At 58.4% G+C, this 15,201-nt stretch carries 13 protein-coding genes and 1 pseudogene; 4 read left to right on the forward strand and 10 right to left on the reverse strand.

Annotation, left to right across the window (positions count from 1 at the left end):
* Positions 1-54: 54 nt before the first annotated feature.
* The 3 genes from PSQ90_RS06000 to PSQ90_RS06010 are packed head-to-tail and all read left to right on the forward strand — an operon-like array spanning position 55 to position 2,599.
* Positions 55-771, forward strand: coding sequence for a CoA transferase subunit A (locus PSQ90_RS06000; protein WP_282212502.1), 717 nt, complete (start codon positions 55-57; stop codon positions 769-771).
* Positions 771-1,427, forward strand: coding sequence for a 3-oxoacid CoA-transferase subunit B (locus PSQ90_RS06005; protein WP_282212503.1), 657 nt, complete (start codon positions 771-773; stop codon positions 1,425-1,427). Before PSQ90_RS06000 ends, PSQ90_RS06005 begins: the two co-directional genes overlap by 1 nt.
* Positions 1,424-2,599 (forward strand): acetyl-CoA C-acetyltransferase, encoded by a 1,176-nt coding sequence (locus PSQ90_RS06010; RefSeq protein ID WP_282212504.1) that lies wholly within the window; start codon positions 1,424-1,426, stop codon positions 2,597-2,599. Before PSQ90_RS06005 ends, PSQ90_RS06010 begins: the two co-directional genes overlap by 4 nt.
* A 42-nt stretch (positions 2,600-2,641) precedes the next feature.
* Here PSQ90_RS06010 and PSQ90_RS06015 read toward each other — a convergent pair whose 3' ends face one another.
* The 9 genes and pseudogenes from PSQ90_RS06015 to PSQ90_RS06055 all read right to left on the reverse strand — a co-directional run bounded on the left by PSQ90_RS06015 (position 2,642) and on the right by PSQ90_RS06055 (position 11,400).
* Positions 2,642-3,058, reverse strand: a complete 417-nt coding sequence (locus PSQ90_RS06015) for a curlin (RefSeq protein WP_282212505.1) — start codon at positions 3,056-3,058, stop codon at positions 2,642-2,644.
* Between the two features lie 185 nt (positions 3,059-3,243).
* The gene (csgH, locus tag PSQ90_RS06020; protein ID WP_282212506.1) at positions 3,244-3,636 is read right to left on the reverse strand and encodes a curli-like amyloid fiber formation chaperone CsgH; all 393 of its coding nucleotides are present in this window, start codon (positions 3,634-3,636) and stop codon (positions 3,244-3,246) included.
* An 84-nt stretch (positions 3,637-3,720) separates the two neighbouring features.
* A complete protein-coding gene (locus PSQ90_RS06025) occupies positions 3,721-4,155 on the reverse strand; it encodes a curlin (protein ID WP_282212507.1) in 435 nt (144 codons plus the stop codon).
* Positions 4,156-4,299: 144 nt separating this feature from the next.
* Positions 4,300-5,896, reverse strand: a pseudogene (locus PSQ90_RS06030) (TRAP transporter large permease).
* A gap of 4 nt (positions 5,897-5,900) precedes the next feature.
* Positions 5,901-6,575: a TRAP transporter small permease gene (locus tag PSQ90_RS06035; protein WP_282212508.1), complete on the reverse strand. Its 675-nt coding sequence runs from the start codon at positions 6,573-6,575 to the stop codon at positions 5,901-5,903.
* A gap of 66 nt (positions 6,576-6,641) precedes the next feature.
* On the reverse strand, positions 6,642-7,643 hold the full coding sequence (locus PSQ90_RS06040) for a DctP family TRAP transporter solute-binding subunit (RefSeq protein ID WP_282212509.1): 1,002 nt from the start codon (positions 7,641-7,643) through the stop codon (positions 6,642-6,644).
* Between the two features lie 200 nt (positions 7,644-7,843).
* Positions 7,844-9,187, reverse strand: a complete 1,344-nt coding sequence (locus PSQ90_RS06045; RefSeq protein ID WP_282212510.1) for a sigma-54-dependent transcriptional regulator — start codon at positions 9,185-9,187, stop codon at positions 7,844-7,846.
* Positions 9,184-10,914, reverse strand: a complete 1,731-nt coding sequence (locus PSQ90_RS06050) for a sensor histidine kinase (RefSeq protein WP_282212511.1) — start codon at positions 10,912-10,914, stop codon at positions 9,184-9,186. Before PSQ90_RS06050 ends, PSQ90_RS06045 begins: the two co-directional genes overlap by 4 nt.
* A gap of 51 nt (positions 10,915-10,965) precedes the next feature.
* Positions 10,966-11,400 (reverse strand): MerR family transcriptional regulator, encoded by a 435-nt coding sequence (locus PSQ90_RS06055; RefSeq protein ID WP_282212512.1) that lies wholly within the window; start codon positions 11,398-11,400, stop codon positions 10,966-10,968.
* A 65-nt stretch (positions 11,401-11,465) separates the two neighbouring features.
* On the opposite strand from PSQ90_RS06055, the gene PSQ90_RS06060 reads away from it, so the two are divergent.
* Positions 11,466-13,661: a heavy metal translocating P-type ATPase gene (locus PSQ90_RS06060; RefSeq protein WP_282212513.1), complete on the forward strand. Its 2,196-nt coding sequence runs from the start codon at positions 11,466-11,468 to the stop codon at positions 13,659-13,661.
* A 19-nt stretch (positions 13,662-13,680) separates the two neighbouring features.
* Here PSQ90_RS06060 and PSQ90_RS06065 read toward each other — a convergent pair whose 3' ends face one another.
* Positions 13,681-15,024 (reverse strand): Nramp family divalent metal transporter, encoded by a 1,344-nt coding sequence (locus tag PSQ90_RS06065; protein WP_282212514.1) that lies wholly within the window; start codon positions 15,022-15,024, stop codon positions 13,681-13,683.
* Positions 15,025-15,201: the final 177 nt, after the last annotated feature.

A 15,201-nucleotide genomic window follows, 5' to 3' on the forward strand; every position in this document is an offset into this window, starting at 1 on the left:
GCTCCGCACCGACCGGAAGCAGAGGTGCGGCAAACAATTCAGGGAGGTCGCATTTTGCGCAAGGTTTATGAAAACGCGGGCGAGGCGATGGCAGGACTGCTGTCGGATGGCATGGTAATCATGTCTGGTGGCTTTGGCCTTTGCGGCATTCCAGAAGCTCTGATTGAGGCGATAAAGCTTTCTGGGGCCAAGGATCTGACGGTGATATCGAACAATGCCGGGGTCGATGGCATTGGCTTGGGAAGACTGCTCGAAACACGGCAGATCAAGAAAATGATTTCGTCCTATGTGGGCGAGAACAAGCTGTTTGCCCAACAATATCTGTCGGGTGACCTTGAGCTTGAATTTAATCCCCAAGGCACATTGGCCGAACGCATCCGTGCAGGCGGCGCTGGTATTCCGGCATTTTTTACCAAGACCGGGGTTGGGACGCTGATTGCCGAGGGCAAGGAAGTGCGCGAATTTGATGGCGAAAATTATGTCATGGAGCGAGGACTGATTGCCGATGTGGCACTGGTTCACGCATGGAAGGGCGACCACGAAGGCAACCTGATCTATCGGAAGACCGCGCGCAACTTCAACCCGATGATGGCGACAGCGGGCAACGTAACGATTGCCGAAGTCGAGCATCTGGTGCCAACCGGTACGCTGGAGCCGGATCAGATCCACACGCCCGGCATTTTTGTTTCGCGCATTGTTGAAATTGCCAATCCAACCAAACATATCGAGCAACGCACCGTGCGGGCACGGCAATCGGCGGAGGCGCAATAATGTCTTGGACACGCGAAAAGATGGCGGCGCGCGCCGCCCAGGAACTCCAGGACGGCTATTACGTCAATCTGGGCATCGGCATTCCAACGCTTGTGGCCAACTTCATCCCTGAGGGGATGGATGTTCGCCTGCAAAGCGAAAACGGCATGATGGGAATGGGGGCTTTCCCCTTCGAGGGAGAAGAAGACGCCGATCTGATCAATGCGGGCAAGCAGACCGTGACCGAATTGGACATGACGAGCTTTTTTTCCAGTGCCGACAGTTTTGGCATGATCCGCGGCGGGCATATCGATCTATCCATTCTGGGGGCGATGCAGGTTGCGGAAAATGGTGATCTTGCCAACTGGATGATCCCGGGCAAAATGGTCAAGGGCATGGGCGGGGCCATGGATCTGGTGGCTGGTGTCAAACGCGTCGTGGTGGTCATGGAGCATGAGGCCAAAGGCGCGCCCAAACTTCTCAAGACCTGCACCCTGCCGCTGACCGGACAGCGCGTTGCCGATCTGGTGATTACCGATCTTGGCGTTTTCACGGTGGAACGTCGCGAGGCGCCAAAAATGGTTTTGATCGAGTGTGCCGAAGGGGTTGGCGTAGACGAAATTACCGCCAAGACCGAGGCGCATTTCGAGATTGCTCTGGATCGGGAAAAGCCATGAGCGACATTGTCATCGTCAGTGCGGCGCGAACGCCCGTCGGCTCCTTCATGGGGAGCCTTTCCACCATTTCGGCCGTGTCGCTGGGCAGCACGGCCATCCGGGCAGCAATGGAACGCGCCGAAGTAGACGGCAACGAAATCGACGAGATCATCATGGGTCAGGTGCTCGCTGCGGGTCTCGGACAAAACCCGGCGCGGCAAGCGGCAGTTGGCGCCGGCATTGATCAGGGTGCGACCGCTTGGGGCGTCAATCAGGTTTGTGGGTCCGGTTTGCGGGCTGTAGCGCTAGGCATGCAGCAAATTGCCATGGGTGATGCGAAAATCATTGTGGCGGGCGGTCAGGAATCCATGTCCCTGGCGCCGCACTGCCAGCAGTTACGGGCACCGGCAAAAATGGGGCCGGTGACATTGGTCGACACGATGATGGTCGACGGACTGGTCGATGCCTTTGGTGGTTACCATATGGGCATCACCGCCGAAAATGTCGCCCGGCAGTTCGGCATTGATCGTGACACGCAGGACAGTTTTGCGCTGGCGTCCCAGCAAAAGGCGGCCACCGCACAGAGGGCAGGGCATTTCGACAGCGAGATCACCCCGGTCATCGTCAAATCCCGCAAGGGCGATATTGTGGTCGACAAGGATGAATATATCCGCGCCGATGCCAGTGCAGACGCACTGGCGCGCTTGCGCCCGGCCTTTAACAAGGAAGGCACTGTAACTGCGGGCAATGCTTCGGGGATCAATGACGGGGCTGCTGCATTGGTTTTGATGCATGCTGATGAAGCGGCGCGGCGCAATCTGAGGCCGTTGGCCCGCATCGCCTCCTGGGCAACCGCAGGCGTTGACCCGTCGATCATGGGCACCGGACCAATCCCCGCCTCGACAAAGGCGCTGGCCAAGGCTGGCTGGCGCGTTCAAGAACTTGACCTGATCGAGGCCAACGAAGCCTTTGCGGCACAGGCATGCGCTGTCAATCAGGCGATGGGCTGGGATCTGGACAAGGTCAATGTCAATGGCGGCGCCATTGCCATCGGGCATCCGATCGGTGCTTCGGGTGCGCGGGTGCTGATAACATTGCTGCATGAAATGATGCGGCGCGACGTCACCAAGGGTCTGGCTACGTTGTGCATTGGTGGTGGGATGGGCGTAGCGCTCTGCGTTGAGCGAGGATGAAGCGGGCGGGGCCAAGTCGGCCCCGCGCAAACTGGTTCTTAATCAGAAACCAAAGACCGTGGTAACGCTGGACTGGTTGTTGCCGGTCTGGGCACATTGAGCGTTGGTATTTTCACCAAACTGGAACAGACCGCAGCTGTTGTTGTTGCCGTCCTGATTGATGGTACCGGTGTGCCCGTCCCCTTCCTGCACGACTAACCCATGATTGCCAGAGCCATTCTGGGCGATACCAGCGGCGTTGAAATTGCCATTCTGGCTGACATCAGCGCCCTGCCCCGAAAGGCCTTTGACGATCGAAAACATCTGCAATCCCATGCCCAATGCCTCTGCCTGTTCTGGATCGCTCGGTGCAAAGCTGATGGATACCTGGCCACCAGCGGTGGCGGGTGCGATTGTGGCGAGGCCCGCGGTCCCTATGGTGAGGGCGAGAACGGCGGCGGTGGCAAATTTCTTGATCATGATATTTCTCCTGGCTGTCTGGTTTGGCGCTGGAGTGTTCCAGCCGATAAAAGGAGATTGCGCTTTCAGGCCTGAACCAAATCGGAGCCATATATTCATCTTTGGTTCAGTGTTTGAGCGAGGGCGGGCGCGCAGTAAAAAGGGCCCCGCAAGGGAGCCCCGTTCAGTTGTTGGTCTGGCCGATGTCAGCGCAGTTTATTGGCGTCGGCGGTGCAATCGATTGTGGCGCCGTTGGCCGAAATCTCGAAGTCGACCTTGGTGCTGGCATTGGCATTTAGGCTGACTCGGCCGAGCACCACATCCTCGTTGGCGCGAACGGAAAAGCCGCCGCCCTGATTGATATTGGAGCGACCCGATGGTCCCGAACTGACGATACTGAGACGATAGGTCCCTGAAAGATCGGTCGGCGACAACAGCCGCGCTTCCATGGCAACGGAACCGTTGTTGGCATCACTGATCAGCCCACAGCGCAGGTGATCGGCATTGGCGGTATCGGCCTGCCCGCTGGTAACCGCAAAGCCAAGGATGGCCATTCCGGCAAGGGCGGGCAAGGCGAGACGCGTATTGAATTTGGTCATCGTATTATCTCCTGACTTGGATGGCCGGGCGATGAGCCGAGAGGCCAGGCCTCCCGGCTGATGGATATTCATTGCTATTGCGGATCAAGGGCAAGCCTGAACGAACGCCGAGACATTACCAACGCCGTGCTGCTCGACATCGGCGCTACAGCCGTTACCGACCTGAACGCCGGCTGCAACATTGCCGTTCCCATCCTGGCTCAGAACCGAGGTGTGGTTGTCACCAAACTGGCCAACGCCGGCCTGGTTGAAATTACCATTCTGGTTGGTTTCGCCATAGTTGTTAAATCCGTCCTGGCCGATAGCACCAGTATTATGATTGCCATTCTGTTGGCCAACTGCCTGATTGAAGGCGCCGTTCTGGAAGATGCCGAGTTGGTTGTCTACACCGATCTGGGCACCGCCAGCGGCATTGCCGAAGCCGGACTGATTGAGGAAGACGCTGTTCGCCATGGCGGGGGCGGCGCTGATGGCCAAGATGGCGGCGAGGGCGGTGGTGATGATGATATTGCGGGTCATTTTTCTCTCCTGATTGCGGCTGGGTCCCAGTGACCTTTGTTGCCGATGTCAGGAGGAATAGCGCAGCTCGTCAGAACCGGGCCTGAACCCGAAATTCAGACTCCGTTCACCAACCGGGCGGCGCCATGTCCGCCCGGCAAGAGATTAGCGTCCGATGATGATTTCGGGGCCCATGAGCGCATAGGGGACCATGGTCGAGAGCGCGGGCAAATAAGTGACCAGCACAAGAAAGGCCATCAGAACAACCACGAATGGCAGCGCCGCCTTGACTACCTGGGCAAGGCTCATGCCGGTTATCCCTGAAGTCACGAACAGGTTGAGCCCGATCGGCGGAGTGACCATGCCGATCTCCATATTGACCACCATAATGATGCCCAGATGTATGGGATCAATCCCCAGTTCCATGGCTATCGGAAACACGACCGGCGCGACGATCAACAAGAGGCCTGACGGTTCCATGAACTGACCGCCGATCAGCAGGAGAACATTGACCGCAATCAGGAAAGTAAACCAGTTGAAACCGGCGCCCAGCATCCATTCGGTAATGGTCTGGGGTATGCGTTCTGCGGTGAGGGTATGAGCAAACAGCAGTGCGTTGACGATGATGAACATCAGCATCACCGTGGTCTTGGCGCTATCGACCATGACCTTCTTGGTGTCGCGGTGGAACAGGGCGGGCGCAAATCGACGCACGATCAGGCCGAGATTGTAGCGCCATACCGAAAGGCCAGCGACAAACGTCAAAGGGCTGGGTTGATTGCGCAGATAGGGGTAACCGATCAGTACGACAAGCGCCATCAGGCCGCCGATCTGGCCGCGGGTTTCATTGCCGAGACCACCGAGGAAAAAAACGAGGATATCGTCCAGACGAAAAAAGCCGCCAGCGCATAAACCGAGGCCTTGAAGCCAACAATTGTGCGCTCGGGGCTGCCCTCGGGCACCCAGGCCAGACCTTTTAGTGGCCCCATGTCGCGATAGACAAACAGCGCTACGAAGGCCGAATAGACGGCGGCAACCGAGGCCGCTTCGGTCGGCGTAAATGCACCACCATAGATGCCGCCGATGATGATGAATATCAAGAACAGGCCCCAACCAGCGTCTTTACCCGCCGCAACGACTTCACCAAATCCCTGCCAGGGCTCAGACGGCAGATTGCGACGACGTGCCACCACATAGATCGCAATCATCAGCATCAGGCCAGCGACCAGACCTGGCACGATGCCGGCAAGGAACATGCGGCCGACCGAGACATTTGTGGCGGCGGCGTAGACGACCATGACGATGGAGGGGGGATAAGAATGCCCAGGGTTCCCGCGTTGGCGATGATGCCGGCGGAAAATTCGCGCGAATAGCCGACCTGGCGCATGGCCGCGATGGCGATGGTGCCGATGGCGACGACCGTGGCGGGGGACGAACCTGAAAGCGCAGCAAACAGCATGCACGCCAGCACTGACGCCATGGCCAGACCACCGCGAAAGTGGCCGACGCTGGCCACTGCCAGCCGGATGATGCGTCGCGCCACCCCACCGGTCGACATGAAGGTGGAAGCCAGCACGAAAAAGGGGATAGCCAGGAGGGTATAATTTTGTGAAGCCGAGAAAAGCTGCAGGGCAACCGAGGACATGCTGTCGCTGGAAAACAGTGCAATTGTGAGCACACTCGACAGCCCAAGTGCTACCGCGATGGGCACGCCGAGGAACAGAAGAGTTAACACCATGATGAAGAGAATGATGGATTCCATGGTGTCAGTCCTTCACCGCGTTCTTGTTTTCAGCGACGAGGTCTTCAGCTTCATGGCTGGCAATGATGTATTGCCGATTGCCGCGGGCGATATTGATGGCGGCTTGCAGGCTGCGATACATAAAGAGGGCCAGACCAATCGGCAGGATCAGGTAGGCAATCCATCGCTGCACACGCTCCTGCAGGCCAAAACTGTTCTGGGCCCAATCTGGATAGCGCAGATCATCCAGACCAATTCCGACCTTGAACATCTTGGACCAGTAATCGAGAGCGCCGCCTCTGGCGTTGATGCCGAAGAGCTGCAGCCAGTCGGCATAGAGCAGGATGAGTGCATAGAGAACGCAGGCCAGCGCCGCGACCACGGCGAGAATGCGCGAGGTGCGTTGGGGTACCAGTTGCAAAACGATATCGACGCCGAGGTGCGAATTGATCTTGATGGCGTAGCTCATGCCAAAAAGAATCAGCCAGGCAAACAGGATGCGGGTAAATTCGAGCGCGCCGCCCCAGCCACCCGAAAAGCCATAGCGCATTACGACCTGGGTAAATGAAACCAGCGTCAATGCGGCCATCAAGATGGCCAGCATACCCTCCTCAAAGCGGGTGACAGCCGATGGCCAGCGGCGCTCGATCAGGAACAGTGCCACAAGCAGCACGGCAATGATAATCAGCATCTGCGTCATTGGTGCCCCCAACGCCCGTATTGGCCAGTCGAAAACCCGGCGCCGCTAAGGCGCCGGGAACAGGGCTTATTTGGTGTTGGCGGCAACCGCTGCAGCGATATTGTCGGCGCCGATGTCATCCTCGAACTGGGTCCAGACGGGCTTCATTGCATCGACCCATGCCTGACGCTGTTCGGGGGTCAGTTCGCGAATGGTACCGCCGGCATCAAGAATATTCTGGCGGTTCCTGGCTTCCTGCTCGGCCACCGAAGCGTTGGCGGTCACTGTCACTTCTTGGGCGATCTTGAGGAACTGATCGCGCACGGCAGGATCGAGTCCATCAAGCCATTCGGTCGAGGTGACCAGAAGATAGGCCAGCAGCTGATGATTGGTTTCGGTAATGCCGTCCTGAACTTCAAAGAACTTTTGGGTGTAGATGTTGGACCAGGAGTTTTCCTGACCATCGACAACCTTGGTCTGCAGAGCGCCATAAACTTCAGAGAATGCCAATTTCTGAGCTGAACCACCCATGGCATTGATCATGGCTTCAGCCACATCGGAAGTCTGGATGCGGAATTTCAGACCCGCCCCATCCGAGGGCAACAGCAATGGCTTGTTGGCAGAAAACTGCTTGAGCCCTGAGGACCAGTATCCCAGCCCGGTGTAGCCAACATCCTGAGTGGCCAACAGCAGATCCTTGGCTTCAGGGGTGTCAAAGAAGCGGGAAACCGAATCGAGATCGGCGAACAGGAATGGTAGATCAAACAGGCGATATTTGAGGGTATAGGCTTCAAACTTGGCCAATGACGGAGCCGCCAGTTGCACGTCACCCAGCAATAGGGCTTCCATTACCTTGTCGTCGTCGAACAGAGTGGAATTGGGGAACACTTCCATGCAGGCGATGCCGTTCATTTCCTTATTGACGCGCTCGGCAAACAAGGTTGCCGCGTCACCCTTTGGATGACCGCTGGCGGCAACCACATGGCTGAACTTGATGACCATTTCGCCATCGTCGCACTGGGCCATTGCCGCTGGTGCGCTCAGGGCCATGGCACCGATGGCGATGGCGGTTGCGATGATCTTTTTCATTGTCTCTCTCCCAAATGATTGCCGGCACCATTTTTCGGCACCTTTAACCCAAGCGCTTGCCGCCTCGCGCCGCCGATAACAACAGGCAAACTGCTGCAATGCGCCAAAAAGCAGCTGTAATCACGAATTGATGGGTGGAAAAGGGTACATTACTGCCCAGTGGCGGGTAGAAATGGGTGCAAAGTCACCCACACCGCCGATCAGCTCTGCCGGAAGTCGTTGCGATCGAGCCCGAGTTTTTGCATTTTTTCATAGAGCGATTTTCGCGACAGACCCAACGTCTCGTAAACCGATTTCAAATTGCCCTGCCGCAACTGCAATTCAGCTGCGATGGTTTGGCGCTCGAAATCATTGACCCGGTCGCGGAGTGTGGTGCTTGGCCTGTCGCCGACCCGCTCATCCAAACCGTCAATGCCCAAAACAAAGCGTTCTGCGGCATTGCGCAGTTCGCGCACATTGCCGGGCCAGGGGCGACTGCTGATTATCGAAAGCATCTGGTCCGACGGTGAGGGCGCGGGCACCCGCAACTGCGTTGCAACGATATGGACCAGATGTACGAAAAGGGATGGAATGTCTTCAGCTCGATCAGCCAGAGGCGGCAGACGGAGGGTGGCGATATTGAGCCGGTAGAGCAGGTCCTTGCGGAACAGTTCGGCATCGGCGGCCCGCTCCAGATCAACGCTGGAGGTGGCGATAAACCGGGCGTTGAGCGGGACGGGATCGTTTGAGCCCAAGCGCGTTACGGCGCGCTCCTGAACGACGCGCAATAATTTCGCCTGCAAATAGAGCGGCATGTTTTCGATGTCATCCAGAAAAATCGTGCCATTGCGGGCGTGCTCAAATTTGCCAAAACGGGCGCGCATCGCCCCGGCAAAAGCCCCTGCCTCATAACCGAATAGTTCGGCTTCCATCATTTCGGCCGGTATGGCAGCGCAATTTATGGCAACAAATGGTCGGTCACCCGGCAATGTCAGATCGTGGATGGCACGCGCCGCCAGTTCTTTGCCGGTGCCGGTTTCACCGACGATCAGCACATCCGCATGGGTAGGCGCAATGGCACGGATCTGCTTACGCACGGCCATCATCAGTTTTGAGCGACCGGCAATCCGAGTTTCCAGATCGTCAGACCGATTGGCAACACTGGAACGCAGTTCGCGGTTTTCCAGCGTGAGCTGTCGCTTTTCGAGAGCGCGGGTGACCGATTCCAGCAGGCGTTCGACCGAGAACGGCTTTTCGATGAAATCATAGGCCCCGGCCCGCATGGCATCGACCGCCAGATTAACGTCGCCATGACCAGTCACAAGGACCACGGGCAAGTCTTCGTCAATGGAAATTGCACGATGGAGCAGCTGCATGCCATCCATGCCCGGCATGCGAATGTCAGTGACCAATACGCCACGCCATGTGCGCGAAACATAGGCCAGTGCATCTTCGGCCGAACTGGCAGTGCGGACCGGAAGCCCGGCAAGATCCAGCGTCTGGCTGGCGGCGCGGCGCAGATCTTCCTCGTCGTCAACAAACAGCACTTCAATGGGCGCATTCATGCGGCAACGCCCTCGCTTTCCTGACCCGCCTCAAGCTTGACCACAAACGTTGCTCCCCCTTCAACCTCCGCATTGTCGTGCACCGACAATTGGCCGCCGAAATCCTTGACGATATTATAGGAAATCGACAAGCCCAGCCCAAGTCCCTGCCCAACGCCCTTGGTTGTGAAAAATGGATCAAAGATCTGATCGCGGACGGCTGGATCTATACCGGGCCCGCAATCGGTGATGGCAATGCTAACGGACTTTTCCGTGCTCGAAACGTTTATGACCAGGCGCGGGGCCGGCTGGCCCTCCATGGCGTCCAGGCCATTGAGCACCAGATTGACAATAACCTGCTGCAACCGCACATGGCCGCCGCGCACCAGCAAGGCAGGGTCGCCCAGTTCGGTGACGATTTCGGCCCTGTCGTTGCGAATGCGAGAGACGAGTACCTTGAGCGCGTCCTCGATGACCGCCGCGATGGGCACAGCACCGAAGGTGGGGTTGGGTTTACGGGCAAAATTGCGCAGGTGGCGCGAAATTTCAGCCATTCGGTCGGCGAGCTCGGAAATGCGCTTGATGTTGTCGCGCGCCTCCGGTTCGCGGCCACGCTGCAAAAAGGTCAACGCATTGTCGGCGTAGGATTTGACCGCCGACAGCGGCTGGTTGAGTTCATGGGAAAGCGCCGTCGACATCTGCCCAAGCGCTGCCATCTTGCCGGTCTGGATCAATTCGGTATGGGTGCGATGCAACTGTTCGACCGCAGCCTCAAGGGCGGTGTTGGATTGCAAGAGTTCGCGGGTCCGGTCGCGCACGATGCGCTCCAGACGCAGTGATGTCGTGCGGTCCCGTCGCTCCCGGCGCAGGGCAGCAAAATGGCGGTTGATCAATAGCTGTACGGCCAGAGCGATAGCCGCGCAAACTGCGACGGCCAGTCCGCCCCAAAGCGTTGCGGCATTGCGGGCGGGGGTGGCATCAACCAGAACCGTAAGGGTCCAATTCAGCGGCGCCAGTACGCGTGAATTCGAGAAATAGTCGGATGGCGGGGCATCAGGGGCGGCGTCAATTTCAGCATTAAAAGCCGGGGGCGGCAGCAGACGCCAGTGCGCCCGATTGGACATGACGACGATGCCCGCCTGATCAACCGCCAGAATCGGGTGGGTGATCAAGCTCCAGTTGTCTTCGATATTTTCGAGATCGACATAGATGGCGACGGCCCCGAGGTGCCCACCAACTGCCGAAACGCGCGCGGTAAATACGTAGGCACGGCGCCCCTTTTGCAGGACGCGGACGGCCCGGCCCAGCCGTCCCTGCATGGCCGTTTGCAGCAGGACTGAATCGGGACCAAAACCATCAACAAATTTATCGGCTGCCCGTGCCAGAATTGAGCCGTCAGGACGCACAAAGGCAACCTCAAGCGCACCCGAGAGACCAATGGTTGTAAGGCCAACAAGTCTGGCTGCCTCGCGGGCGCGGTTTTGATCGGGATCGAGAAACAGGCTGCGCACTTCGGCACGCTGACCCAACATCACCGCCAGCATGCGATATTTGTCCAGCGCGCCATTGAGCGCTTCGGCCTGCACATTAACCGCCTCACGACCGGTGGCACGCAGCCGCGTTTCCTGAATGTCTGAAGCGCTATGGGCGACGAAATAGGCCGCTATGACGCCGATCAGGATGGCGACGGCGGCATTAAGAAAACTCAGTTCGCGATAGCGGCGATTGATCGATGCCCCGTTTGCCACCCACGTCTCCCGGCCCGTTTTCCATCACTATGAGTGAGCGCCGTCAAAATGTCATGCGGCGGCGTGCTGGTGGTGGCGGCATTGGCCATGGTCAGCAAGAATTTCAATAACGCGGCAATCTTCAACGCGGCCATGCGAACATCCCAAAACCATACGCTCGAGTTCGGCCTTCAGGGCATTCAAGCTGGCGATGCGCTGTTCAACATCGATGAGGCGCGCCTTGGCGATGGTATCGGCCTGCTGGCAGGAACGCTGCGGCTGGTCCTGCAGAGCCAGCAATGTGCGGATGGCGTCGACCTCAAAACCCAGTTCGCGGGCGTGACGAATGAACGTCAGCCGGTTGAGATCGTCCTGGTCATAGATGCGACGATTGTTGGTGGTGCGGGCTGGGGTCGGCAGAAGTCCGATCTGTTCGTAATAGCGGATGGTGGGCACTTTGACCCCGCTCTGGCGGGCCACTTCGCCGATGGCAAAATCAATCTGCATTTTCTGCTTGCTCCTATAGTGGCTATAGGATGTAGCGTTTTGCTTGATAATTCAAGGAGCCTGAGATGAGCGCAGCCATAACCACCCGTTTTCGTATCGAAGGCATGGATTGCGCCGGCTGCGCCAAAAAGATCGACACCGCGACCCGCCGGATCGCCGGGGTCAATGAAGTCAATATTTCCGTGGTTTCCGGCACGATGACGGTTGAGCATGCCAATGAAACCGCGCCATCGGACATTGTCAACAAGGTCAAAAGTCTCGGGTATGGTGCCGCCGAAGTTTCGGCACCCGTGGCAACGGGCGGGGCGGACGACAAATCTGCGGCGGCCGATGAACATGGGTTTTCCGCCATGCACGGCCAAGACCAAGACCATGATGGCGGAGACACTCCCTGGTGGCGCACCGGCAAGGCCCGACTAACGGCGTTGAGCGGACTGGCGGTCATTGTCGCCTTTACAACCGGGCAATTGGCACCCCAGCTGGATCAATGGGCGTTCATCATTGCGATGCTGGTGGGGCTTGTGCCCATCGCACGGCGCGCTTATTCCAGCGCGATCAACGGCAGCCCATTTTCAATTGAAACACTGATGAGCGTTGCTGCGATTGGCGCGGTTTTCATCAATGCCGCGCAGGAAGCGGCGATTGTGGTGCTGTTGTTCCTGATCGGAGAATTGCTTGAAGGCGTTGCAACCGGCCGGGCCCGGGCCAGCATCAAGGCCCTGGCAACGCTGGTGCCCAAGGTTGCCTTGCGCGAAGTTGACGGCGAGACCCGCCAGGTGCCGGCCGAAGTGCTGGGGCTCGACGATGTCATTCTGGTGCGGCCCGGCGACCGGATCGCGGCCGACGGCATCATCATTTCGGGCCAAAGCGCAATCGATGAGGCCCCAGTGACCGGGGAGTCGGTGCCGCAGCAAAAGCAGGTCGATGACAAGGTGTTTGCCGGTACGGTCAATCAAAATGGCGCTTTGCGCATTCGAGTGACGGCGGCGGCGGCCGACAATACCATTGCCCGGATCATTGCACTGGTTGAGGAAGCGCAGGAATCCAAGGCGCCGACCGAGCGGTTCATTGACCGGTTTTCGCGCTATTACACGCCGGGCGTCATGGTCGTGGCGGTGTTGATTGCCATTGTGCCGCCGCTGGTGACGGGTGCGGCGTGGGACGAGTGGATTTACAAGGGATTGGCGATCCTCTTGATCGGGTGTCCCTGTGCGCTGGTCATCTCAACACCCGCTGCCATTGCGGCGGCATTGTCAGCGGGGGCACGGCAGGGCCTCTTGATGAAGGGTGGTGCCGTGCTCGAGCAATTGGGCAAGATCAACATGGTGGCACTGGACAAGACCGGTACCCTGACGGCGGGTAAGCCTCAGGTGACCGATATTATTGCCGGGTCGCGAAGCGCCAAGGAGGTTCTGGCGCTGGCGGCGGCGCTGGAGATGGGCTCCAACCATCCGCTGGCAAGCGCTATTCTGGCCGAGGCGACCCGGGAGGGGCTGACCCCTGCCCCGGTTAGCGATGCGGGCGCGGTTGGCGGCAAGGGCGTTGTGGGTTCGGTTGACGGGATTGAACTGTTTCTGGGTTCGCCGCGCGCCGCCAAGGAATTGGCCGAATTGAGCGCCGAACTGGCGCAGCAGATCGCCAGCTTTAATGATGCGGGGAAATCGGTTTCGGTGCTGGTGGCTTCTGGCCAAATTGCCGGGATCATCGCCATGCGCGACGAACCGCGTGCCGATGCGGCGGAAGGGTTGTTGGCTATCCGGGAGATGGGCGCCGAAGTTGTGATGCTCACCGGCGACAATGCCCGGACCGCCAGCGCCATTGGTGCTCAGTTGGGTATTGAAGCGCGCGCCGAACTGATGCCAGAGGACAAGCAGGCAATTGTAGGTTCGTTGCGAGCCAGCGGAAAAATGGTCGCCAAGGTCGGGGACGGCATTAATGACGCACCGGCGCTGGCGGCGGCAGACATCGGGATCGCCATGGGTGGTGGCACGGACGTTGCGCTTGAAACGGCCGATGCTGCGGTGTTGCACGGTCGGGTGACCGACATTGCCAACATGATGGGGCTGTCGCGCGCCACCATGGCCAATATTTCGCAGAACATCACCATTGCGCTGGGTCTTAAGGGATTGTTTCTGGTGACGACTATCCTGGGAATTACAGGGCTGTGGCCGGCCATTCTGGCCGATACCGGAGCCACAGTGCTGGTGACGGCCAATGCCATGCGGCTATTGGGCTGGAAAGGGCGCGGCGCCGGGCATTGACCTGGCGCGCAACGGTTGGTCAGCCAATCGTAAAGAAATCATACATAAGTTTGAGGTTGAGCACGGCGATGATAATCGCAATGGCGACCGAGAAGGCTATCAGCCATTTGGGCGCGACCATTGCGCCCATTTTCTTTTTGTCAGCGGTAAACATGACCAGCGGAAACACCGCGAACGAGAGTTGCAAGCTGAGTACCACCTGAGTCAGGATCAGCAAATGTGCGGTGCCGGACTGGCCATACCAGATGGTGACGGCGGCAGCGGGCACGATGGCAATGGCGCGGGTGATCAGACGCCGCAGCCATGGCGCCAGTTTGATATCGAGAAATCCTTCCATCACGATCTGACCGGCAAGCGTTGCGGTAACCGTCGAATTGATGCCGCAGGCCAGCAAAGCGACACCAAACAGGGTCGGCGCGATTGCCAAACCGAGGGCCGGTGCCAATAGCGAATGAACCTGCTCAAGCTCGGCGATATCAGTTTGCCCGGCGACGTGGAAGGTCGCCGCCGCCAAAATCAGGATGGAGGCATTGATGCAAAGTGCGAACATCAGCGCCACCGTTGAATCGATGGTGGCGAATTTGAGTGCTTCGCGCTTTTCGGGCAAGCTATTGCCATAATCACGGGTCTGCACGATGCCGGAGTGCAAATATAGATTATGTGGCATGACCGTGGCGCCCAATATGCCGAGCGCCAGATAGAGCATTTCGGGATTGGTAACGATTTCCGTGGTCGGGGCAAAGCCGCGGATCACCTCACCCCAATTGGGATCGGCCAAAGCAATCTGGACGAAAAAGCAGGCGGCGGTGATGGCCAATAGCGCCACGACCAGCGCTTCAACCCAGCGAAAGCCGAGCTTTTGCAGGTAAAGGATCAGAAACACATCAAGTGCGGTGATCAGAACGCCCAATTCGAGCGGAATGCCAAACAGCAGGTTGAGCCCGATGGCGGTACCAATGACCTCAGCAATGTCGGTAGCAATAATGGCAATTTCGGCGAGAAACCACAGTGCATAGGCCACGGGCTTGGGAAAGGCATCGCGGCAGGCTTGCGCCAGGTCACGACCCGAAGCGATGGCCAGACGCGCGCACAGGGCCTGCAGCACGATGGCCATGATGTTGGAAATTAACGCGACCGTTAGCAGCGCATAGCCAAATTTTGATCCACCGGCCAGCGAAGTCGCCCAATTGCCGGGGTCCATATAGCCGACGGCAACAAGGTACCCCGGCCCGACAAAAGCAGCGGCGCGGCGCCATTTGGATGCCATGCCCTTGACCGGAATCGACCGATTGACGTCCGATAGCGAGGATTCACCACCACCACGGCTCCAGCCGGTGAATGTTTTGGGAGCGCGTTCATCCATCAATCAATTTTCCTAATCTGCATTTGCAAATCATTTGCAACTAATGAACTTGCCTGTCAAGGGCCGAATGCGAAGCGGCGCCCGTGCATTCCGCAATCCGGGAGGATTGCCCTCGAAAATGGCCGCGCCGACACCTTGATTTTAGGCCGCATCCCGGCCCTAATGCCGCACTGACAA

It is taken from the genome of Devosia rhodophyticola (assembly GCF_028816475.1).
Lineage (GTDB): Bacteria > Pseudomonadota > Alphaproteobacteria > Rhizobiales > Devosiaceae > Devosia > Devosia rhodophyticola.